This is a genomic window from Gammaproteobacteria bacterium (assembly GCA_022450155.1).
Taxonomy (GTDB): domain Bacteria; phylum Pseudomonadota; class Gammaproteobacteria; order Arenicellales; family UBA868; genus REDSEA-S09-B13.
Genome location: JAKUQR010000007.1, coordinates 1 through 21,212, shown reverse-complemented (window position 1 = coordinate 21,212; position 21,212 = coordinate 1). Strand labels below are relative to the sequence as shown.

The 21,212-nt window shown below is 51.9% G+C and carries 23 protein-coding genes and 2 tRNA genes; 7 read left to right on the top strand and 18 right to left on the bottom strand.

Features of this window, described 5'->3' with window-relative positions; genetic code table 11:
* Positions 1 to 3 precede the first annotated feature (3 nt).
* Both gph and rmuC read left to right on the top strand, forming a co-directional pair.
* The gene (gene gph, locus MK323_05375; protein MCH2481589.1) at positions 4 to 666 is read left to right on the top strand and encodes a phosphoglycolate phosphatase; all 663 of its coding nucleotides are present in this window, start codon (positions 4 to 6) and stop codon (positions 664 to 666) included.
* 13 nt (positions 667 to 679) lie between these two features.
* Complete coding sequence (gene rmuC, locus MK323_05370) at positions 680 to 1,681, top strand: DNA recombination protein RmuC (GenBank protein ID MCH2481588.1); 1,002 nt, start codon at positions 680 to 682, stop codon at positions 1,679 to 1,681.
* A gap of 207 nt (positions 1,682 to 1,888) precedes the next feature.
* Here rmuC and MK323_05365 read toward each other — a convergent pair whose 3' ends face one another.
* Both MK323_05365 and MK323_05360 read right to left on the bottom strand, forming a co-directional pair.
* The gene (locus MK323_05365) at positions 1,889 to 2,827 is read right to left on the bottom strand and encodes an FAD-binding protein (protein MCH2481587.1); all 939 of its coding nucleotides are present in this window, start codon (positions 2,825 to 2,827) and stop codon (positions 1,889 to 1,891) included.
* 2 nt (positions 2,828 to 2,829) lie between these two features.
* Positions 2,830 to 3,579 carry an electron transfer flavoprotein subunit beta/FixA family protein gene (locus tag MK323_05360; protein ID MCH2481586.1) on the bottom strand — a complete coding sequence of 250 codons (750 nt, stop codon included), beginning with the start codon at positions 3,577 to 3,579 and terminating at the stop codon, positions 2,830 to 2,832.
* Positions 3,580 to 4,089: 510 nt separating this feature from the next.
* On the opposite strand from MK323_05360, the gene MK323_05355 reads away from it, so the two are divergent.
* Positions 4,090 to 5,628, top strand: coding sequence for a trimethylamine methyltransferase family protein (locus MK323_05355; GenBank protein ID MCH2481585.1), 1,539 nt, complete (start codon positions 4,090 to 4,092; stop codon positions 5,626 to 5,628).
* Here the strand turns inward: MK323_05355 and MK323_05350 are convergent.
* The gene (locus MK323_05350; protein MCH2481584.1) at positions 5,618 to 6,340 is read right to left on the bottom strand and encodes an alanyl-tRNA editing protein; all 723 of its coding nucleotides are present in this window, start codon (positions 6,338 to 6,340) and stop codon (positions 5,618 to 5,620) included. The two genes, MK323_05355 and MK323_05350, sit on opposite strands and share 11 nt — an antisense overlap.
* Before the next feature lie 203 nt (positions 6,341 to 6,543).
* Between MK323_05350 and MK323_05345 the strand changes: the two genes are divergently transcribed.
* Positions 6,544 to 7,434: a lysophospholipid acyltransferase family protein gene (locus tag MK323_05345; GenBank protein MCH2481583.1), complete on the top strand. Its 891-nt coding sequence runs from the start codon at positions 6,544 to 6,546 to the stop codon at positions 7,432 to 7,434.
* Between the two features lie 16 nt (positions 7,435 to 7,450).
* On the opposite strand, the gene MK323_05340 is transcribed toward MK323_05345, so the two are convergent.
* The 10 genes from MK323_05340 to murJ all read right to left on the bottom strand — a co-directional run bounded on the left by MK323_05340 (position 7,451) and on the right by murJ (position 15,355).
* Positions 7,451 to 8,521, bottom strand: a complete 1,071-nt coding sequence (locus tag MK323_05340) for a tartrate dehydrogenase (GenBank protein ID MCH2481582.1) — start codon at positions 8,519 to 8,521, stop codon at positions 7,451 to 7,453.
* Positions 8,522 to 8,854: 333 nt separating this feature from the next.
* Entirely contained in the window at positions 8,855 to 9,109 is a 255-nt protein-coding gene (locus tag MK323_05335) for a hypothetical protein (GenBank protein ID MCH2481581.1), read from the bottom strand.
* A gap of 129 nt (positions 9,110 to 9,238) precedes the next feature.
* Positions 9,239 to 10,198 (bottom strand): SDR family oxidoreductase, encoded by a 960-nt coding sequence (locus MK323_05330; protein MCH2481580.1) that lies wholly within the window; start codon positions 10,196 to 10,198, stop codon positions 9,239 to 9,241.
* Between the two features lie 61 nt (positions 10,199 to 10,259).
* Positions 10,260 to 10,335: transfer RNA gene (locus MK323_05325), tRNA-Thr, on the bottom strand.
* Positions 10,336 to 10,422: 87 nt separating this feature from the next.
* Complete coding sequence (gene ispH / locus MK323_05320) at positions 10,423 to 11,391, bottom strand: 4-hydroxy-3-methylbut-2-enyl diphosphate reductase (GenBank protein MCH2481579.1); 969 nt, start codon at positions 11,389 to 11,391, stop codon at positions 10,423 to 10,425.
* Complete coding sequence (locus tag MK323_05315; protein MCH2481578.1) at positions 11,391 to 11,834, bottom strand: FKBP-type peptidyl-prolyl cis-trans isomerase; 444 nt, start codon at positions 11,832 to 11,834, stop codon at positions 11,391 to 11,393. The genes ispH and MK323_05315 overlap by 1 nt, the downstream gene beginning before the upstream one ends.
* A 16-nt stretch (positions 11,835 to 11,850) precedes the next feature.
* Positions 11,851 to 12,351, bottom strand: coding sequence for a signal peptidase II (gene lspA / locus MK323_05310; protein ID MCH2481577.1), 501 nt, complete (start codon positions 12,349 to 12,351; stop codon positions 11,851 to 11,853).
* Between the two features lie 9 nt (positions 12,352 to 12,360).
* The gene (gene ribF, locus MK323_05305) at positions 12,361 to 13,299 is read right to left on the bottom strand and encodes a bifunctional riboflavin kinase/FAD synthetase (GenBank protein ID MCH2481576.1); all 939 of its coding nucleotides are present in this window, start codon (positions 13,297 to 13,299) and stop codon (positions 12,361 to 12,363) included.
* Between the two features lie 48 nt (positions 13,300 to 13,347).
* Positions 13,348 to 13,773, bottom strand: a complete 426-nt coding sequence (locus MK323_05300) for a DUF2203 domain-containing protein (GenBank protein MCH2481575.1) — start codon at positions 13,771 to 13,773, stop codon at positions 13,348 to 13,350.
* Between the two features lie 10 nt (positions 13,774 to 13,783).
* Entirely contained in the window at positions 13,784 to 15,355 is a 1,572-nt protein-coding gene (gene murJ / locus MK323_05295) for a murein biosynthesis integral membrane protein MurJ (protein MCH2481574.1), read from the bottom strand.
* A 148-nt stretch (positions 15,356 to 15,503) separates the two neighbouring features.
* Here murJ and rpsT point away from each other — a divergent pair, with 148 nt between their 5' ends.
* Entirely contained in the window at positions 15,504 to 15,770 is a 267-nt protein-coding gene (rpsT, locus tag MK323_05290; protein ID MCH2481573.1) for a 30S ribosomal protein S20, read from the top strand.
* A gap of 32 nt (positions 15,771 to 15,802) precedes the next feature.
* Here the strand turns inward: rpsT and proB are convergent, their stop codons facing one another.
* From proB to rplU, 4 genes are all read right to left on the bottom strand, one after another.
* Positions 15,803 to 16,912: a glutamate 5-kinase gene (proB, locus tag MK323_05285; protein MCH2481572.1), complete on the bottom strand. Its 1,110-nt coding sequence runs from the start codon at positions 16,910 to 16,912 to the stop codon at positions 15,803 to 15,805.
* Positions 16,909 to 17,934 carry a GTPase ObgE gene (gene obgE, locus MK323_05280; protein ID MCH2481571.1) on the bottom strand — a complete coding sequence of 342 codons (1,026 nt, stop codon included), beginning with the start codon at positions 17,932 to 17,934 and terminating at the stop codon, positions 16,909 to 16,911. Before obgE ends, proB begins: the two co-directional genes overlap by 4 nt.
* Positions 17,935 to 18,005: 71 nt before the next feature.
* A complete protein-coding gene (rpmA, locus tag MK323_05275) occupies positions 18,006 to 18,266 on the bottom strand; it encodes a 50S ribosomal protein L27 (GenBank protein MCH2481570.1) in 261 nt (86 codons plus the stop codon).
* 24 nt (positions 18,267 to 18,290) lie between these two features.
* A complete protein-coding gene (rplU, locus tag MK323_05270) occupies positions 18,291 to 18,602 on the bottom strand; it encodes a 50S ribosomal protein L21 (GenBank protein MCH2481569.1) in 312 nt (103 codons plus the stop codon).
* 227 nt (positions 18,603 to 18,829) lie between these two features.
* Here rplU and MK323_05265 point away from each other — a divergent pair, with 227 nt between their 5' ends.
* Together MK323_05265 and MK323_05260 are read left to right on the top strand one after the other, a co-directional pair.
* Positions 18,830 to 19,780 carry a polyprenyl synthetase family protein gene (locus MK323_05265; GenBank protein MCH2481568.1) on the top strand — a complete coding sequence of 317 codons (951 nt, stop codon included), beginning with the start codon at positions 18,830 to 18,832 and terminating at the stop codon, positions 19,778 to 19,780.
* Positions 19,781 to 19,829: 49 nt separating this feature from the next.
* Positions 19,830 to 19,906, top strand: a tRNA-Pro gene (locus tag MK323_05260).
* A gap of 14 nt (positions 19,907 to 19,920) precedes the next feature.
* On the opposite strand, the gene MK323_05255 is transcribed toward MK323_05260, so the two are convergent.
* Complete coding sequence (locus tag MK323_05255) at positions 19,921 to 21,045, bottom strand: tyrosine-type recombinase/integrase (GenBank protein ID MCH2481567.1); 1,125 nt, start codon at positions 21,043 to 21,045, stop codon at positions 19,921 to 19,923.
* Positions 21,046 to 21,212: the final 167 nt, after the last annotated feature.

Sequence of the window (21,212 nt, the reverse complement as noted above, 5' to 3'; positions counted from 1 at the left end):
CTAATGGCGATCAATCATCTGTTGTTCGACCTTGATGGCACACTGGTTGACACTGCCCCTGATCTTGTAGCAGCGCTTAACTTCGTATTGACCACGCACGGCAAACCCAAGGTTTCACTAAAAGACGCTCGCTGCTGGGCCGGCGCAGGTAGCGCTCGACTTATTGAACAGGGTTTTTCTGTCTCACCTGCCGCAAAAGGATTTCAGATTCTCAGAGATCAACTGCTTGATTATTATGATCAGCATGTCTGTGAAGGCAGCTGTCTGTTTCCCGGAATAGACCAATTACTGACCCGTCTTGAAGCAGCCGGCCACAGTTGGGGAATTGTTACAAACAAGCCGGCACGTTTTACTGATCCCCTGTTGAATGCGTTGGGCCTGTCCCACAGAGCGGCTGTCGTAGTCTGTGGAGATACTCTACCGACCAACAAACCCGAACCCGAGCCGGTACTTCATGCATGCCGCCTGAACGGTAGAAAGACCTCAACCACGGCACTGATAGGCGATGACCTGCGGGATATCATGGCTGGCCGCGCTGCGGGCACTACCACCGTAGCTGTTACCTGGGGATACGCATCACCTGACGATCTGCCGGATAATTGGGGTGCTGACCATATGGTCGATTCCCCGGCAGAACTTGAACATCTGCTGATCCAAATTGGGTGATGGGATTACCCTGATGCTGAATGAAATGTTGATTCTCGGTGTGGTAGTCATTATTGCCATCGCCGTGTTTGCACTTATCCGCAGTCTTCGCCAACAACCACTGACCAGTACTGATGTCGCAACTCTGTTTCAGACACATCAACAGCTGATGAATGAACAACTCCTTAAACAAGAACGGATGCTGAGGGATGCATTACTGAAACAGGATCAGTCTACTGTCGGACACCTTGGCCAACTCAAGGAGCGTATGGCCGTAATCGACCATGCGCAGAAAAATATCGCTCAACTGTCCACCGAGGTCAGCGGGCTCCGAAACGTGCTCGATAATAAGCAGGCACGGGGGGCATTTGGTGAACTCAGGCTCGAAGCGCTGATTCAGGATGCGCTCCCTCCGGGTGCCTACAAGTTCCAGGCCACCTTAAGCAATGGCCGCCGGGCAGACTGTCTGCTGCAGTTACCGAATCCACCGGGGCCCACAGTTATCGACTCAAAATTTCCCCTGGAGTCTTACAGATTGGTTGTGGCAGCAACGACAGAAGAAGAGAAAAAACGCCATTCAAAAGCATTTTCAGTGCATGTCACCAGCCATATTGAGGCAATCGCCTCGCGCTATATTATTCCCGGCGAGACATCCGAAAATGCCTTAATGTTTATACCGGCAGAATCCGTCTATGCACAGATCCATTGCGACCATCAAGATCTCGTTCAGATGGCGTACCGCAAGCGCGTTTATATTGTCTCACCATCTACATTGTGGGCTACCCTGAACACCATAACCGCCATATTTCGGGACGTTAAGATGCGGGAACAGGCTGATATTATTCAAACTGAAGTTCTTGCCATGATGACGGATGTTCAGCGCCTAGACACAAGAATCGCTTCTTTGCAAAAAAACTACGACGCAATGGCCGAGGACTTCAGGAGAATCCGCATTTCAACCGACAAGATTATTCGCCGGGCATCAAGCATCGATTCGCTCGAACTGGCAGATGACACCGATGAACACTCTGAGTAATCCCGCCGTGTGAACCAGTTCACAGAAAATTCGAAACGGATTATTCAAAATAAACGCTGTCAGTCAGGCTCAGAATCCTTGAGCACATGGAGGTGCCGGAACTGCAGTTAACAACTGACGATTGTAACAAGTTGGGCGTGGTGGCCGGCTCTGCCGGTCACCACTTCATTCAGTCAACTCTCTTAGTGCAGCGGCACCAGACCGTCCTTAGCCGCCATCGCCAAGCGCTGCTTCAAGTTGCGGTATTGCTTCGAAAAGATCTACGACCCAGCCGTAGTCCGCGACCTGAAAAATCGGGGCCTCTTCGTCTTTGTTTATTGCAACAATAACTTTTGAGTCCTTCATGCCTGCTAAATGCTGAATCGCACCTGAAATACCCACCGCAATATATAGATTTGGCGCGACCACCTTTCCGGTTTGTCCGACCTGGTAATCATTGGGAACATAGCCTGCATCAACAGCAGCCCTGGAAGCCCCAACCGCTGCGTTCAATCTGTCCGCTATGCGTTCTAGCATTGCGAAATTTTCTCCACTCTGCATTCCGCGGCCACCAGAAATTATGATATCCGCTGTCGTCAATTCAGGTCTTTCAGATCGGGTAAGTTCCTCACCAGCAAACTTTGACAATCCTGATTCCTGAGCGCCTGAAATCTCTTCAATAGCCGCCTCTCCCTCTTCGGTAGCCGACTCGAATGCCGTGGTCCGTACAGAAATCATTTTTATGGTGTCTTTTGAACGAACGGTCGCCATGGCATTTCCCGCATATATCGGCCGTACAAATGTATCTTCACTCTCAATCCCGCTGATGTCTGAGATCTGCTGAACATCGAGCAACGCTGCAGCGCGGGGCATGATGTTCTTGCCGTAGGTCGATGCCGGCACAAGGACATGCGTATACCCGCCCGCCAACTCAGCAATCAAGGGTGATAGATTTTCCGCCAACGAATTTGCAAGCGACGGGTCATCCACCTTGAGTACGCGCTTTACGCCGGTCACCCGTGCAGCATGCTCCGCTGCGACGCCACAGTTGGTACCAGCAATCAATAAATCAATTTCATCGCCCAGTTCCTGTGCCGCTGTCACAGTATTTAGTGTCGATGGCTTAAGTTCATCGTTGTCGTGCTCACCTATAACAAGAATACCCATCTTCAGATCACCTTGGCTTCGTTCTTTAGTTTTTCGACAAGTTCTTCCGCGCTCCCCACTCTGACACCAGCTTCTCTCGCGGGAGGTTCGACTACGCTGATCAACTCGGTACGAGGCGTGACATCGACATCAAGATCGGATGGGCTGAAAGTATCCAGTGGCTTTTTCTTCGCCTTCATGATATTGGGCAGAGAAGCATACCGTGGCTCATTCAACCGAAGGTCCACGGTTACCACTGCGGGGGGCACAAGCTCGAGCTTCTCCAGGCCACCGTCTACCTCTCTCGTTACCTTGACCACGCCCTCCTCGACGACCAGATTGGAAATAAACGTACCGATGGACCAGCCTAACAACGCCGCCAGCATCTGACCTGTCTGGTTGTTATCACCGTCGATTGCCTGTTTCCCCAATATAACGAGACCAGGCCCCTCGCGATCCACAACAGCTTTTAGCAACTTTGCGACCGCCAATGGCTCAGGAGCTTCTTCAGTCTCAATCAATATCGCACGATCAGCACCCATGGCAAGCCCTGTTTTCAGCGTTTCCTGACCTTGGGCAGCACCGGCCGTAACAACGATGATCTCCTCGACCGAGCCCGACTCCTTCAGGCGGATCGCCTGTTCAACTGCTATTTCGCAAAAAGGATTCATTGCCATTTTCACGTTGTTCAGCTCAACGCCTGACTGATCCGATTTCACACGAACCTTGATATTTGCATCGATGACCCGTTTGACGGGTACCAGTACTTTCATTGTTGTTTATCCCCTATACACTTGAGACCATATGGTCGACAACAAATGTTTGTTCCCTAGCGTCGCAACTGATTGAAAAGCAGTAGCAACCCTGCCACGTGCCACGTCGACCCGGAAGTGAACTCCTTTCTTTCAAAAAGCACGACGTCTTTCCAGCTCCTGCAAGGTAACGACACTCCCACCTGTCAAGACACCCCTGGCTTGGTCTCTCATCGAATTATCCGAATCGCGCAGCGTTGGTTAAGCAAGGCCTTCTACCGACCCTTATTCAGCAGACGAATCCGAGCTGAAACTTGGACCGCGTATTGTATTGGCCCAATCACGCATGCGTCCACGTTAGAGATCACCCGGCCAAACTGTTGAACGACGACGTCTATCTGATTTGCGTCATTTTGGGTCGCACCATCAAGCCCAAGTGACGCTGAACGTTACGCCTTAGTCGCTCGTCGAGCAGAAATCACACAATGTTCTACCGAAAATGAAGCTTGAGCCATTTGATTCTACCGGAATATGAACACGCGCCGGAAAAAACGCGGAAGCGCAAGAGAGGCCAAACGGGCAAAACGGGCCACTACATCCGCTCGGAGTGTGCCCTATATCACACGCAAGGTGCCGGTCTATGAAATGGCCAGCGAAGAATTGCTGATCACAATCGAAACCAATGCCGAAATCCTCCTCGAGGAAATCGGCATTGAATTCAAAGACGACCAACCCACTTTATCTCTTTTCGAAAAAGCCGGTGCAAAGATCGATGGTACGCGTGTTCGTTTCCCAAAAAACATGTGCAGAGAGATCATCCAGGCGTCTGCCCCGGGGATGTATGTTCAACATGCCCGGAACTCACAACGCAGCGTCAAGATTGGCGGCGACCATTGCGTCCTGGTGCCAGCTTACGGGCCACCTTTTGTGCACGATCTGGATAAGGGGCGTCGCTACGCAACACTTGAGGACTTTGAGAACTTTACCAAACTGGCCTACAGCACACCCGCGATGCACCATTCCGGTGGAACTTTGTGTGAGCCCGTAGACATACCGGTGAATAAGCGGCATCTGGATATGATCTACAGCCATCTACGTTGGACCGACAAGCCTTTTATGGGCTCGGTTACGGCTCCGGAAAGAGCGCAAGATTCTGTGGACATGGCAAAACTTGTTTTTGGAGAAGACTTCGTCGATAAAAACTGCGTTATCACAAGTCTCATTAATGCAAACTCTCCGATGACTTATGATGCGACCATGCTGGGGGCGGCACGCGTCTACGCTGAAAACAATCAGGCCACCGTCATTTCCCCTTTCATACTTTCCGGCGCCATGTCGCCTGTCACAGTTGTCGGTACCTGTACTCAGATCCTCGCCGAAGCGCTGGCCGGCCTCGCCTTTACCCAGTTAATCAGACCTGGGGCACCTGTGATTTTCGGCACATTCAGCAGCGCTATATCCATGCAATCGGGGGCGCCGACATTCGGCACGCCAGAACCGTCTATGGTTCTTCTAATTACGGCGGCTCTGTCACGACGCCTGGGTGTGCCTTATCGGAGTGGCGGTGGCTTGTGCGCTTCCAAACTACCAGATGCCCAGGCAGCCTATGAGTCTGCTAACACGCTGCAGACCGCGATGTTTGCGGGGGTTAACTTTATGCTTCACACCGCCGGCTGGCTGGAGGGGGGACTCTCCATGGGCTACGAAAAGTTTATTCTAGATGCCGATCAGGCAGCAATGATTGAAGTTTTCCTGTCCGGTGTTGATGATTCTGAAAACGGGCAGGCCATGGATGCAATACGCGAGGTTGGGCCGGGCAATCACTTTCTGGGCTGTGACCATACGCAATCTAATTTCGAAACAGCTTTCTATCGATCCACCACCGCTGACAATAACAGCTTTGAACAATGGGAATCGGAAGGTGCATTAGACGCGGCCAAACGGGCAAACCAGATATGGAAAACCACCCTGGCTGAATATGAGCCGCCACCCATCGATCCCGGAATTGATGAAGCCCTTAAAGATTTTGTTAAAAGACGCAAGTCTGAAATGCCTGACGTCAACTACTGAGATCACTATCATCGTCGAATACGACAATAACACGACGGTTTTGACGACCCTTTTTTTCGATTTTTTTTATCCTCACCCGGCCGATCTCGCCCGTTGCTGCCACGTGCGTCCCACCGCAGGGTTGTAGATCTATTCCCGAAAACTTAACCAACCTGATGGTGCCGGTCCCTGCAGGCGGTTTAACAGACATCGTTCTGACCAATTCAGGTTGTGCTGCAAGTGACTCGTCGGTAATCCATTGGAGCGTCATTGAACGGTTCAATCGAATGACTTCATTCAGACGCTCTGACAGTTCCGCCCTATTTATCGTTTCTGGTAGATCAAAATCCAACCGCCCCTGCCCGTCCCGTATCGAGCCACCAGTGACAGGTGCGGGGACTACACTGCACAACATATGCATACAACTGTGCATACGCATCAGGCGATACCGTCTATCCCAGTCAATACGCAGCCGGACGTCCTGCCCGATGGCAGGCAGAGATCCATCTACTCCGATAACGTGAACCAGCCCTTCGCTGGAATGATGTTGCGTATCAACGATCTGGATCTCCGATCCGCCAGCAGAAATCATCCAGCCGGTATCCCCGGGCTGGCCTCCACCTTCCGGGTAAAAAACAGTCTTATCCAGTTGTACTCGATTTTCGTTAACAGCGGTAACCACAGCTGTGCACTCGCGAAGATAGGCATCAGAGCGAAACAACTCTTCAGTCATACGAAAACCCTGTTTTATAATGGATGGCTATTCAGTCTAACCCACACAAATCACATCACCCAGTCAAGCATTTTACGCTGTCCACGGAAGACCCTTTCACAAGTGATGGCCGTCGGTGATTTGTCCGCGATGCCTTGGTTAAGGCCAGTCATGCACTAAGGATAGCCTCTGGAGCACCAGCCATCTACAACACCAACGAAAAATTGTATGGATTGCAGTACTGGCCGACGTGGGCAGGGGTATTTTTTCTGCGTATCCTGAGTATGGCGCCCCTGCCGTTTCTGTATTATGTGGGCGGACTGTTTGGTGACGTTCTTCGGGTGTGTGTACCCTCCCGGCGGCATATTGCTTCCCGGAACCTACAGTTGTGTTTTCCCGACCAGTCGGCGCTTGAACATAAACGGCTTTTGCGCCGAAATTTCAGAAATACGGCCCGAATGTTTCTTCTGTCCGGATTTGTCTGGTGGGGGACAAAGAAGGCTTTCGACCAAAGAATCACACTCAAAAACGAACATTATTTAACCAATGCTAACAACGAAGGATGTGGGGTAATTTTGCTCGCACCCCATTTTGTTGCGATGGAGGTCGCTGGCATGTTCGTTTCTTCCCGCTATCCCAGTGTCAGTATTTATCAGAACAACCGGAACAAAGTGCTCGACAAGCTCATGCTACAGGCCAGGAGCCGATTTGGTGGACAGATGTTTGAACGGAAAAGTGACCTCAAAGGTTTGATTCGATCTATTCGCGACGGAATGGTTTGTTACTACCTGCCTGATCAGGATCCCGGACCTCGACGTGCAGTTTTCGCGCCGTTCTTCAATGTGCCCACCGCCACATGGCCGGTGTTGGGCCGAATGGCGCGGATGACCCGTGCAGTCGTGTTGCCGTGCTCCACACGCATTCTCGAGGGCGGAAGAGGGTTTGAGGTCATTCTGGACCCCCCGCTGGAAGATTTTCCAACTGGCGACGAACAATTGGACAGCGAAATTATGAATCGGGCTATCGAACAATGTGTTCGTCGGCTACCGGACCAGTATTTCTGGGTCCACAAACGATTCAAGACCAGGCCTCCGGGGGCTCCAGCCATTTACTGATCCGTCGCGATTACCTCTAGGTGCCAGCCACAATCTGGGCAATGCCGTCTCCGACATCCCGGCACAATCCGTTACCGCCTATATCAGGGGTTCTAACACCCCCTGGTGATGCTAATAATTCCTCTATCGCCGCCATCACGGCATTGGCCGCTGCTTGCTCTCCGAGATGATCAAGCATCATCACACCAGACCATATCTGACCAATTGGATTTGCGATGCCTTTACCGGCAATATCCGGTGCGGAGCCGTGCACAGGTTCAAAAAGCGATGGGAACTCCCGCTCAGGATTAAGGTTCGCCGAAGGCGCAATAGCTATCGTTCCCGTGGTGGCGGGGCCCAGATCCGAAAGAATGTCGCCAAAAAGATTACTGGCGACGATCACGTCGAACCAGTCGGGGCTAAGCACCAGGCGGGCAGAAAGAATATCTATGTGGTATTGGTCAGTCGTTATCCCGGGAAAGTCTTTGCCATTGACCTCAAACCGTTCGTCCCAGTAGGGCATTGAATGAATTATTCCGTTTGACTTGGTCGCTGACGTCAGGTGGCCACGTCGGGCTGCGGCCAGTTCAAACGCAAAACGTTGAATTCGGTCGGTGCCGATCCTGGTAAAAATAGACTGCTGAATGGCAGCCTCCTGTTCTGTCCCGGTATATACCCGGCCGCCCACGTCAGAATACTCCCCTTCATTGTTCTCTCTGACAATGAGGTAATCAATGTCACCGGGGTCACGGTCTCTTAACGGTGAGACCATGCCCGGCAGCAGGCGGACTGGACGCAAATTAACGTACAGCTTCAAACCACGGCGCATAGGGATCAGCAGATTCCAGAGTGACACATGATCGGGCACACCGGGAAAACCCACAGCACCAAAATAGATGGCATCAAAATCACGCAGTTGTTCCAGCCCATCAGCAGGCATAATTTCACCGACACTGTGAAAACGCTCACAACTCCAGTCAAATTCGGACCAGTTGAACTGAAAATCATAACGCCTCGCTGCTGCCTCCATCACCTTGACGCCTTCATCGAGCACTTCACGGCCGATGCCATCACCAGGGATAAGTGCAACTCGATAGTTGTTCATCACTTCAGAACCTCTTGACGGATATCGAACGGGTCAAGTTAAGCGAGTCGTTGCGGAGGAAAGTATCAAATAACACTTGGTGCCCTAGCCCTTGTGCGCCAGATCACGCACGATGATATTGCCGGATTGTACGCATTCCAGACTTCCTGATCTCAATGGACAGTGATCGACATAGTATCGACGATAACAACGATTCACAAACGCAGCAGAGGCATCTCGATCGGACATCACGGTATAGTCATTCTAACGATGGCCAGGGTCAGCGTTAGCGGTTCGTTTGATCCGATCCCAAAATCTCACACAAACCAACCAGTCCGGCAGGGCGTTCAAACGGACTCAGATCACGGCCACAGCTTTTAAGGCTCTAATTGCTCGAAGCTTCTCTTCGTTCCGCCGTCGATCCAACCGCGAGATCACCCCACCAATCAGTAAAAACATCAGACTGGCGAGAAAGATACTTAGAAAAAGGCCGGCAGCAAGACCCGCTGCCTCACCTGACATGGCGATCAGCTGATCCACCCATTGGCTGACGATAACAGCATTGATGGTCACCAGCACCAGCCAGAGACCATACTCCTGCAGATTATGCATAACGTGCTCCTGAAATTGAGGAGCCGTCAGTCTGCGTCAGCGGGTAGCTCACCAGATGAGCTTACGTCACCTCCTGAGCTAGAAACTCTAGTCGTCAGAGAGCTGCCAGAGTCGTCCTGCTTTGGGACCTCATTGCGCCAGCAGTGACCTGAAATATTCAACGGTTCTGCGCAATCCCTCGTCCAGCGCAATACTCGGCTGCCAGTTCAGCTGCGCCTTTGCCAGTGTGATATCAGGGCGTCTCTGCTGTGGATCATCTTGCGGCAGCTCCTTGTAGACAATGTTCGATTTCGAACCGACCAGGGCCAATACCCTGTCTGCCAGCTGCTGAATCTGAAACTCATCTGGATTGCCGAGATTTACCGGACCGGTGCAATGGTCATCCGTCCGCATTAGGCGTACCAACCCATCCACAAGATCATCGACGTAACAAAATGAGCGTGTCTGTGAACCATCCCCGTAAATCGTCAAGGATTCTCCTTTCAGTGCCTGCACAATGAAATTAGACACCACCCGACCATCATCGGGATGCATCCTCGGGCCATAAGTATTAAAGATGCGGGCAACCTTGATCGGAAGATTGTGCTGTCTGTGGTAATCAAAAAATAGGGTTTCTGCACATCGTTTGCCCTCGTCGTAACAAGAGCGCGGACCAATCGGATTGACATGCCCCCAGTAGTCTTCGGGCTGCGGATGTACTTCGGGGTCACCGTACACTTCGCTGGTCGACGCTTGAAGAATTTGGGCACCGGTCCTTTTGGCCAGTCCCAGCATGTTGATTGCACCGTGAACGCTGGTTTTTGTAGTCTGCACAGGATCGTGTTGATAATGAATCGGCGAAGCTGGGCAGGCCAGATTGTAGATCTCATCAACCTCGATATATATCGGAAAAGTAACATCGTGGCGAAGCAATTCGAAGTTCGGCTTCCCCAGCAGGTGCTGTATGTTGACTCTTGACCCGGTGTAGAAATTGTCCAGACACAATACATCTGCCCCTTCCTCGACCAAAACCTCACACAGGTGAGAACCCAGGAAACCAGCCCCACCCGTTACCAAGACCTGTTTGTGTCGATGCCCCGAGTGGGTCACGTCTTTTTCTTTCGTGTTAATTGGAAAACCTCATTTGAAGATATGCTGATGATCGCGAAACTGGTGCCGGCGAGAGGATTTGAACCTCCGACCTGAGCATTACGAATGCCCTGCTCTGCCAACTGAGCTACACCGGCACAATCGGTTTAGGTTCAGATGCGCTTGAACGATCTACAAGCGTGTTTATTATATTCTTTACCCTACCAACCTGGCTAATGACATTGTTACGTTTCCAGACCTTTCAATTCGTGTGGCAGCGCAAAAGACACACCTTCGTCAACGGTAGACTGCCCGCTTATGAGCTTTCCGCCTCTTGCCTCTAGTTCATGGATAACATTCGCAACCAACGCTTCAGGGGCAGACGCCCCAGCTGTTACGCCAATCGTTGAGACTGTGCTTAGCCATTCTGATCGGATGTCCTGAGCGCCATCGATCAGATAAGCTGTACGCCCCTGCCGTTCGGCAATCTCGCGCAGACGGTTTGAGTTCGAACTGTTCTCAGAACCAACGACCAATATCAGCTCACACCTTTCGGCCAGCTTTTTTACAGCATCTTGCCGATTTTGTGTGGCATAGCAGATATCGTCTCGACGCGGGCCTTCAATTGCCGGGAACCGCAATTTGAGGCCATCAACAATCTCCTTTGTATCATCGACCGACAGCGTAGTTTGCGTGACATAGGCAACCGACTGAGGCGTTGAAACCGTTAGGGAAACAACGTCTTCGATGGATTCGACCAGATAAATCTCGCCCATCGCCCGACCGAGCGTCCCTTCAACTTCCGGATGGCCAGCGTGCCCGACCAGAATAACAGCCTTGCCTTCCCGTCCATAGCGTGAAACCTCTGAATGCACCTTGGTGACCAGGGGGCATGTTGCATCAAACACCTTCAGATTTCGATCCAATGCTTCCTGCTGAACTTCTCGAGATACCCCATGCGCACTGAAAATGACGATTGATTCGTCCGGCACCTCGGACAACTCATCCACAAATACCGCACCATCAGAGCGGAGTTGATCGACCACGCTCCGATTGTGGACCACTTCATGCCGAACATAGATAGGCGGGCCGTAGTGCGCTAAAGCTGTTCTAACGATCTCAATCGCACGGTCCACGCCGGCACAAAAACCACGTGGGCTGGCCAGTGACAACTGAACTCTGGTCTGTATTAAATCTGATTTGGCCACAGTCATTACGACCCCGCCGAACCTGGCTGAACCTTCACAATCTTGATCTCGTAGCACACGTTCTTTCCCATAAGTGGATGATTGAAGTCCACCAACACCTCTTGATCTTCAACCCGAACCACACGACCTGCTGACACACCGCCATGAGGGAGGTCAAACTCTACCAAGACCCCGACAACCGGTTCGATGTCAGCTGGAAAGTCACTGAGCGGGAAAATGACCGAATTGTCGACGTCTGCAACCCCGAAAACCTGTTCTCCAGCATCGATATCAATATGATAAGCCTCCCCCGGATGACGGCCAGTGAAAGAATCCTCCAAATTCGCAGGCACAGCGCCCTCCCCCAGACATACACGCTCTGGATTTGCTCCGGAGGATTCGACGACACGTCCGTCGGCAAGCAGCACGCGGTAGTGAAACAACACTGTTTCATTGCCGGTGACAACCATGTTCAACCCGCGCAAATCAGCGCCCCCCTGGTGTCGCGCGCATTGACCCGAATACGTCTAGCAGCACAATCAATGCGCCCATAGTTATCCCCACATCCGCCACATTGAATGCCGGCCAGTGCCACACTTGCCAATGCAGATCGACGAAATCGATGACATAGCCCTGGCTAACGCGGTCTATGATGTTTCCCAGCGCACCGCCCAGAATAAGTGTAAGTCCCAGTCTGAGTAGCTTACTGGCCTGACCCTGTCGAAGAAGAGTCACCATAATCAGAACACTAATAGCGAGTCCCACCATAACAAAAAACCACCGCTGCCAACCACCTGAATCAGCCAGAAAACCGAATGCTGCACCCCGATTCAATACCAGTGCCAGATTAAACCCAGGCACCACAGTGTACACCTCACCCAGATCTAGTCTATCGACCGCAAATAGTTTTGTCAGCCGATCGAGTGCCACCACGGCTCCCGCACCGGCCAGGTATAACAATCCTCCGATATCACATTTTAGACGCATCGCAAGACCTCATAGAGGGTACATCTCTCTCAAAAATTTGCGCGCCTGTTCAATGTCCCGACCGATCTGCACTTTAAGGTGATCGAAAGACTCAAAATGTTTTTCCGGTCGCATCTTGTGCCTGAACTCGACCGTCAGCCGCTGACCATAAATATTCTCATCATGATCCAGAAGATGCACTTCGACCAGAAATCGCTTGCCCCCGACAGTCGGTCGAAAACCCACATTGACGACGCCATGAAGCTTTTCACCTTCGCGTCGACTTACAGTCGCCGCATAGACACCCCCGACCGGCAAGTTACTGTGTCGAAGCATCAGATTTGCGGTTGGAAATCCCCAAGTGTGGCCGCGCTTATCACCATGCGCAACTCGACCACTGATAGCAAATGGCCTGCCCAGCAAGCGCTCTGCCAATCGAAAGTCAGCATCCTGCAGGATTTGGCGAATTCGTGAACTGCTCACCCGATGACCGTCAACAATAAAAGTTTCAACTGAACTGACCGCGAAACCAGCTTGCCGACCCATTTCTTGCAGCAGGGTGAAATCTCCATTCCGATTACGGCCAAATCTGAAATCATCACCGACAATCAGGGCTCGTACGCCCAGTCCGTTGATCAAGTATTCCCTGACAAAATCTTCGGCCGACGTTCTTGCCAATAACGCATTAAATCGGAGACACACAACCTTGTCGACTCCGGCTTTACTCAACTGTTCGAGCTTTTCCCGAAAAGTCGACAGTCTCGGGGGTGCCGTTGCGGCACTGAAGAATTCGTGAGGATGTGGGTCAAACGTCAGCACCGTTGCCGGAACACCGGCACGATGGGCCTCTTTGTGCAGCATTTCTATCAGCTGTAGATGTCCCAGATGAACGCCATCAAAATTACCAATCGACACGACACTCGGTTTTGTACTGCTGGAGATGTTTTGGCGCCCTCTGATCAGTTCCATAGCAGTTTGCTTTCCGGTATGTCAGCAGAAATTGTGCACCCGTGCCATTCAGGCCCAGACTGGCGCTGTCTCTTCAATCAGTAAGTTCACGGGCTTCCGGTCATCGAACTCGCTGTCGTATTTGCGAAAAAATCCTATTCTCAATTCCGGAAACCGCCAACAGAGATAACCTTCACCAGTATCGAAATCCACCCGCCACAGACCGTTTGGTATAGCACCGAGTCTGGTGATACTGGCGATCCACTTGCGGACAATTTTCTCGTATTCATCAGCGATCGCAGTTCGTCGAGGGTCACACAGCAGCATCAGATCGAGCCGTTCATCGAGCCTGGACAACCGCTCGTAAGCGTTCTCGGTGATCTTTCTGACAACCGGCAACAACTCCGAAGCCTCTGCAAGCACATACAGTTTCGACTCGACAGGACTGCCAATCTGCACGATAACCGCTGGTTCTGATTGCTCAATGTTCTTCACAGATTGTTATCTAAGCCTGAGGTTGAAATAAGCGGTGTGGTTTTAGACCGACCAGATATAGGCAACCGAAATATACTACTGTTCCTGCCGGTACCCATATCACCAGCTGCCACAATCGACCACCGAGCGATGCAACAGTCCAGAACTGCCGGTCCGGCACGCCGAACCACAGTACGACCCCCATCACGATGGCCGCGGCAGCTGTTTTAACCACAAAACCACCCATGCCCGGCCCCGACGTATACCCCGAATCCCGAACCATATAGCGATAAAGCAGCCCGGCATTAACAATGCCCGATATCGACACCGCTGCTGCCAGGCCCACATGACCGAACAACAGCGCCTTCGTCAGTATCACTGCGCACAGCGCGTTGACAACCATCGCAATAACTCCTGCTCGGACCGGGGTTTTAGTATCCTTTCTGGCATAAAACCCAGGTGCCAGAACCTTCACCAGGACAAAACCGATAAGCCCCGGCGAGAAGGCGACCAGGCTTCTGGCTGCCATGCGCGCATCTTCGACAGAAAATTCACCGTACTGAAACAACGTCACCATAAGCGGGTAGGCCAGAGCGACCAATGCAACTGCAGCGGGAAACACCACCAGCAACACCAAACGCAGTGCCCAATCGATGGTCTGAAAGTATTCCTCTACAGCATGTTCGGAAATCTGTGTGGCAAGTTTTGGCAAAATCACTGTTGCCAGGGCGATCCCGAAAACACCCACGGGAAACTCCATCAGTCGATCGGAATAATACAGCCAGGAAACGCTTCCCGTTACCAGAAACGAAGCCAACACCGTATTGATAAGCAGGTTGATCTGCGCAACTGATACGCCAAACGCCGCCGGCAACATCAACGAGAAAACGCGACGTACACCATCGGCCGCAATAGCCTGCGTGTCTTTTCCTGGTCTTATTTTTGGAACTGGCAGTCGTTTCTCAAAGGCCAAAAAAGGCAATTGGAACCCGAGTTGAACCATCCCGGCGACAAAAACACCAATGCCCAGTGTGAGGGCTTTATTGGTGGCAAACGGGACTGCCCAAATCACAGCACCAATCAAACACAAATTCAAAAGAACCGGCGTAACAGCCGGAACTGCAAATCGATCACGGGCATTGAGTATGCCGCCCGCCATGGCAACCAAGGAGACAAAGAAAAGATACGGAAAGGTAAACCGCAGAGCTGACACGGTCGCTGCGTACTTATCGGCTTGCTCAACAAAACCAGGCGCTATCATCGCCACCAGCCATGGCGCACCCAGAACCCCCAGCAGGGTAAATAGCAGTAGAATCAGCGCCAGTCGACCCAGCATTAGATCCAAGAAGAGCCTCACCTGGGGGGCAGGATACCGAGATTCGTATTCTGCATAGACCGGTACAAAGCCTGCCGTAAAAGCACCTTCGGCAAAAATTCGTCTGAAAAAATTAGGGATCCTGAACGCAACGAAGAAAGCATCTGCGACCAGTCCACTGCCCAGGATCTGCGCAAATGCGATGTCACGGATAAGTCCGGTTATCCGTGACAACAACGTCATCAGGCTCACCGTCAGGGTCGATCTGAACATCTTGTGCAAAACCATGGTTCTATCGGTCCATTAGCATCTACAAGGAGACCGACTGACTAACCTCAGTCCGGGGTATAACACTCGAATTGGCGATTGACAAAGAGGCATCGGATGAAGATACTTGCGCCTCATTTTTTCAGTAATATCTACAAGAGAACACGGTTTGGCAAATACTCTCCAGGCACGAAAACGGGCACGTCAGGCTACTGTGCATCGGGCTCGAAACATTTCGCAACGCTCATCGATGCGCACGAGCATCAAAACATTCCTTAAATCGCTCGAAAACGAGGATAAAGAAGCGGCCACAAAAGCCTATCGGGAAGCCGCGTCAAAAATTGATCAATCTGCCCGCAAAGGCCTTGAACACCGAAACAAGGCTGCCCGATTGAAAAGCCGCCTGAATGCCCGCCTGAAAGCCCACGCAAGCTAATCACACTCAGCCTTATCTCTTGACACTCATCGTCACTGAATCACGATATTGTCACGGTGTATCAGTTCGGGTTCGTCAACATAACCCAAAATCTGTTCGATCTTAGCGCTGGGCTGTCCGATAATCTGGCCAGCCTCAACTGAACTGTAATTAACCAATCCACGCGCGACAACCGCGCCTGTGGTCTCATCGACACAATCGACCAGTTCCCCTCTATCGAAGGCGCCTTCAACGGCACGGACACCCACAGGCAATAAGCTGCGTCCTGACTGGGTCAGCACCTTAACCGCACCAGAATCCAGCAACAATCGACCACTTGCCCGCAGGCGACCGGCAAGCCATTGTTTTCGAGCCGTCAGCCGACCAGATCCCGCCCTCAGCAAAGTACCATTGACCCGACCATCAAGTACTTCAGTCAAACGTCCGGCATGGCGGCCTGACAGAATGATGGTCGATGCACCTGACCGGGCCGCTTTCCCCGCCGCCTGGAGCTTTGTCAACATGCCGCCGCGACCCAGTTCACTGCCCGGGCCGGCATACTGTTCCAACAGCGGATCACCCGCCACGCCTTCTCGTATCAACTGGGCAGGTTCTGCTGAGCTGGGATCCCGGTTATACAGACCTTCCTGATCGGTCAAGATCAGCAAATACTCCGCCTCAATCAGGTTGGTCACCAGGGCGGCCAGTGTGTCGTTGTCACCGAACCTGATCTCCTGTGTCACCACGCTGTCGTTTTCATTCACAACTGGCACCGTGCCAAGCTGAAGCAGTGTCCGTAATGCACTTCGGGCATTCAGGTATCGGCCTCGATTCGTGAGATCAGCATCGGTCAGTAAAACCTGGGCTGCTTGTACACCGTACTCACTAAATGCTCTCTGGTAAGTCTCAACCAGACCCATTTGACCAACCGCGGCAGCGGCCTGCAGCTTGTGCAACTCTCTGGGTCGTTCCTTCCATCCGAGACGCTGCATCCCTTCAACAATAGACCCCGAAGATACCAGTACGACGTCCACGCCCTGCTCCCGCAGCTCGACTATCTCACCGACCAGCCGCGTGATCATCTGTTGATTCAGACCTGACGTCAGGTCGGTCAACAGGGCACTGCCAATCTTTACAACCCAACGCCTATCCGTTGTTTTCATTGTCGGGTCGATTGATCCTGTTTTGTAAGCCAGCCTTGAACCCCAAACACTAACTCGCGACACCCTTTGCCCGTTAAACCGGAAACAACAAAGCTGGGTGATGTCCAACTCAGCGATTCAACCAGAGTCTGGAGAATTTGGTCAGCTTCCTCATCCGACATCAGATCTACCTTATTCAACACGAGCCAGCGTGGTCGGCTCGCAAGGTCGGGGTCAAATGCGGCAAGCTCGTTTTCAACCGTCTTAATATCCGCCACCGGGTCGTTCGATATCTCAGGCCCGACATCCACCATATGCAGGAGAAGCCGGGTCCGCCTCAGGTGATTGAGGAAGCGGACCCCTAAGCCGGCACCTGCTGCGGCACCGTCGATAAGCCCAGGTATGTCTGCAATCACGAAACTGCTGTCCACATCAATATCAACAACGCCGAGTTGAGGGTGTAATGTTGTAAATGGATAGTCAGCGACTTTGGGTCTTGCTTGCGACACAGCACGCAGAAATGTCGACTTACCCGCATTAGGAAGCCCCAGCAGGCCTACATCTGCCAAAACCTGTAGTTCGAGACGAAGTGTGCGTGCATCACCCGGTGTCCCCGGCACAGTCCGCCTTGGCGCCCGATTGGTGCTGGACTTAAAGCGGATGTTGCCGACCCCACCACGGCCACCTTGCGCTACCACAAATGTTGTGTCCGATCGATTAATATCCGTGATTCTTTCTTTGGTATCCGCGTCATATACCAACGTTCCTGCCGGAACGCGGATGCGACAGTCTTCACCGCCAGCACCTGTCCGATTTCGGCCTGCTCCTCCTTTGCCGTCAACAGCTGAAAACTTTCGTTTATACCGGAACTGCGCCAACGAATTGATCCCGCCATCGGCCACAAGCACAACATCACCCCCTCGACCACCATCACCACCATCAGGTCCACCGCGCGGCACAAATTTTTCACGCCTGAAACTCAGGCATCCGTCTCCGCCTTTGCCGGCAAGAACTTCAATAGTAGCTTCGTCTACGAATTTCATCAGGTGTCAACCCGTTACAAAAAACCCCGCTCATTTAGCGGGGCGTTTCACGGAACCTCTGTAACAATCGCTCAGCTTTCTGCAAGCACGCTCACGGTTTTTCGACTCTTAGGACCTTTAACCTCGAACTTGACTTTACCTTCTGCAAGAGCAAACAAAGTGAAGTCTTTACCCATGCCGACGTTCACACCCGGATGAAATGAACTGCCACGCTGGCGTATTATGATATTACCTGCGCGCACGGCCTCACCGGCATATCGCTTAACGCCAAGCCTCTTTGATTCAGAGTCTCGGCCGTTCCTGGAACTCCCTCCTGCTTTCTTGTGTGCCATGAATCTATTCCTCTGAGACTGACCTTAGGCGTTTATCTCGGTAATTTTCAACTGAGTAAACGCTTGTCGATGACCTTGGGTACGGCGATACTGTTTCCGGCGTTTCATTTTAAACACTCTTATTTTTTTGTCGCGACCGTGCCCTACAATTTCTGCCTTGACCGATGCGCCTGCCACAAGTGGCGTACCCACTTTTACCTCACTCCCATCCGAGACCATCAGTATCTGTGATAATTCAACAATATTGCCGACCTCATCGGGTAGTTTTTCGACTTTGACACTGTCTCCAACTCCAAGCCGGTACTGCTTGCCGCCTGTTCTAACAACCGCATACATTATTGTGTCTCCGCTGATATTCCGGCAGTATTGGGGTGATCTAGACGCAAATAGCTTTAAATCGGCGCCGAATTTTATTTCATCAGTCGACCACCGTCAATTGGTGTTCAACTGGCAACTACAGCAAAAAGAGCAGTCGACCCATGCCAACACCATCTAGGTTGCAGCCAAACAAGAGACAGTTGCGCCCAGCAGCAACGCATCCAACCACATTGCTTGACGAGATCATGTCACTTGTCTCAGATGACCTTTCTGCGATCAATCGACACATTGAAAATCAAATTGAGTCTGATGTTCCGCTTATACGGGAAATCGGTCGCTACATCGTTGATGCTGGCGGCAAGCGGTTACGGCCAATAACCCTGTTGCTGGCGGCTCGGTCGCTCGGCTACCAGGGCACCGCGCACATCGACCTTGGTGCAGTGATTGAATTCATCCATACGGCCACGCTCCTACACGATGATGTCGTCGACAAGTCAGATCTACGACGTGGGCGTAAAACCACGAATGCGGTCTGGGGCAACCCCGCAAGCGTATTAGTCGGTGACTTTCTCTATTCCAGAGCCTTCGAAATGATGGTCGCTGTAGATCGAATGTCAGTCATGCGGATCATGGCAGCAACGACTAATCGAATCTCTGAAGGTGAGGTGCTTCAATTGCTGAATGCAAACTCACCAAACGTGAGCGAGGCTGACTACCTCGAGACGATCACCCGTAAAACGGCCAAACTGTTTGAATCAGCGGCCCAGATTGGCGCCCTGCTAGCCAACGCGGCACCAGCCACGGAGTCAGCGCTTGCTGAATTTGGACTCAACATCGGCATCTCATTCCAAATTATTGACGATGCACTGGACTATCGCTCTGAAACAGAAGATATCGGCAAGAACACTGGCGATGATCTTGCCGACGGCAAGGTGACTCTGCCCCTGATCCATGCGCTGCGTGTGTGCACACCGAGCGACAACAGACTCATCCAGGCTGCCATATCAACGGGAGACCGATCTCAGTTTGATACCATTGTCGCCATCATTGAATCCACTGACTCCCTTGCGTACACTTCCCGTATCGCAGGAGAGTATGCTGCACAGGCGCAACAGGCTCTGGAACTCCTGCCTCCATCTGACTATAGAAATGCCCTATCGAAGTTGGCAGAGTTCTCGGTATCCCGAACCTACTGAAGAACCTGCTAAACAAGGATAGCGGCGGCCTATCATTCAATCTCATCGTCGGGGTGTAGCTCAGCCTGGTAGAGCACTGCCTTCGGGAGGCAGGGGCCGGAGGTTCAAATCCTCTCACCCCGACCATTTAGCACTTGTATTTAAGTCATTCTGGTAGAGCACTGTCTCCTTGGTTTTTCAGTGTGCTGAAAACGTGCTGAAAATCCGAGACTAGCCACTGCATCATGCAGGTAATCCGGGGCCAAATGGGCATACCGTTCTGTCATCTGGATACTGGCATGACGGAGCAGTTTGCTCACCTCAAAGAGCGGCACACCTTCCATCACAAGCCAACTGGCAAAGGTGTGGCGTAGGTCATGGATATGGAAGTTGCCTATCCCTGCGCGCCTACAGGCCGTAGAGAAGGCTTTTCTCACATTCTTGACCCTATCCCCTACCTTTGTATTAAGAGCCGGTACAACATGAAAGAAGACCCACTGTGTATCAGGGCAGATTTCATCCCTCAACCGCATTCGTCGTACCAGAACCTGCCTTGCAGCCTCATTGATGGGAACTGTCTGCCATTCCCCACTCTTGGTTACCTCCAGATGGAGAAGACGAGTCGAGAAATCGATGTTTTCCCACTTAAGGTTGAGCAGCTCTCCTTTACGACAACCGGTATTCAGAGCCAGTTCAATAAAGTCACTTAAGACAGGGGATTTGTACTGACTGGTAAGGGCCATCCCTTCGGCGTTCACAGGTGATTCAGCGGCCTGCAACAGTCTCTGGGCCTCAGCATGGGTCAGATACCGCACCCTGCCCTTGGGCTCTTTAGGTCTTTCCGCTAGACGACAGGGGTTCTCAATCCGCCATTTCTGTTTCCTTATGGCATGATTGAAAGCAGCAGATAAGGCACCCACTTCACGCTTGATGGTCCCATCGGTAACCGACTGGGAACGCCAAGTAATGTACTGCTCCACATGGGTTTCATTGAGCTGAGTCACATCGTTGTCAGCGAAGTATTCAATCAGAGGCCTACACGCATACTGTAGACGCGCAAATCCTTTGCTTGTTTGCTTGGCTTGTAGATAGTTGAGCATCAACTCTTTGAAACTCCGGGCAGGTTCCTTGCCGAAAAGATGCACCTCATGGATTGTCAGTTCGAGCTTGGCTGCCCTTTGCTCGGCTATTCTCTTTTCACGGGTTTTAAGAGAGCGTCTAACCTGTTTTCCACCTCTTGATTGGTAGGTAACGTGGTAGACGCCGTTACGTTTATAGAGTCGCATAGGCTGTCTCCTGATTGAGATAGCACCGACTCCACGCACCCTGAATAATATCTTGTTTGGGCCTCAACCCAGTCCAAAACGACCTGTTTAGACACGTATTTTCGACGTCCAATACGCACCATCGGGAAGGCTCCCGTAGCGATGAGTCTCGACACGGTCCTTGGGCA

Coding starts and splice junctions, on each gene's coding strand:
- gph (MCH2481589.1), top strand. CDS start 4: ATGGCGATCAATCATCTGTTGTTCGACCTTGATGGCACACTGGTTGAC.
- rmuC (MCH2481588.1), top strand. CDS start 680: ATGCTGAATGAAATGTTGATTCTCGGTGTGGTAGTCATTATTGCCATC.
- MK323_05365 (MCH2481587.1), bottom strand. CDS start 2,827: ATGGGTATTCTTGTTATAGGTGAGCACGACAACGATGAACTTAAGCCA.
- MK323_05360 (MCH2481586.1), bottom strand. CDS start 3,579: ATGAAAGTACTGGTACCCGTCAAACGGGTCATCGATGCAAATATCAAG.
- MK323_05355 (MCH2481585.1), top strand. CDS start 4,090: ATGAACACGCGCCGGAAAAAACGCGGAAGCGCAAGAGAGGCCAAACGG.
- MK323_05350 (MCH2481584.1), bottom strand. CDS start 6,340: ATGACTGAAGAGTTGTTTCGCTCTGATGCCTATCTTCGCGAGTGCACA.
- MK323_05335 (MCH2481581.1), bottom strand. CDS start 9,109: ATGCATAATCTGCAGGAGTATGGTCTCTGGCTGGTGCTGGTGACCATC.
- ispH (MCH2481579.1), bottom strand. CDS start 11,391: ATGACTGTGGCCAAATCAGATTTAATACAGACCAGAGTTCAGTTGTCA.
- MK323_05315 (MCH2481578.1), bottom strand. CDS start 11,834: ATGGTTGTCACCGGCAATGAAACAGTGTTGTTTCACTACCGCGTGCTG.
- lspA (MCH2481577.1), bottom strand. CDS start 12,351: ATGCGTCTAAAATGTGATATCGGAGGATTGTTATACCTGGCCGGTGCG.
- ribF (MCH2481576.1), bottom strand. CDS start 13,299: ATGGAACTGATCAGAGGGCGCCAAAACATCTCCAGCAGTACAAAACCG.
- murJ (MCH2481574.1), bottom strand. CDS start 15,355: ATGGTTTTGCACAAGATGTTCAGATCGACCCTGACGGTGAGCCTGATG.
- proB (MCH2481572.1), bottom strand. CDS start 16,912: ATGAAAACAACGGATAGGCGTTGGGTTGTAAAGATTGGCAGTGCCCTG.
- obgE (MCH2481571.1), bottom strand. CDS start 17,934: ATGAAATTCGTAGACGAAGCTACTATTGAAGTTCTTGCCGGCAAAGGC.
- rpmA (MCH2481570.1), bottom strand. CDS start 18,266: ATGGCACACAAGAAAGCAGGAGGGAGTTCCAGGAACGGCCGAGACTCT.
- rplU (MCH2481569.1), bottom strand. CDS start 18,602: ATGTATGCGGTTGTTAGAACAGGCGGCAAGCAGTACCGGCTTGGAGTT.
- MK323_05265 (MCH2481568.1), top strand. CDS start 18,830: ATGTCACTTGTCTCAGATGACCTTTCTGCGATCAATCGACACATTGAA.
- MK323_05255 (MCH2481567.1), bottom strand. CDS start 21,045: ATGCGACTCTATAAACGTAACGGCGTCTACCACGTTACCTACCAATCA.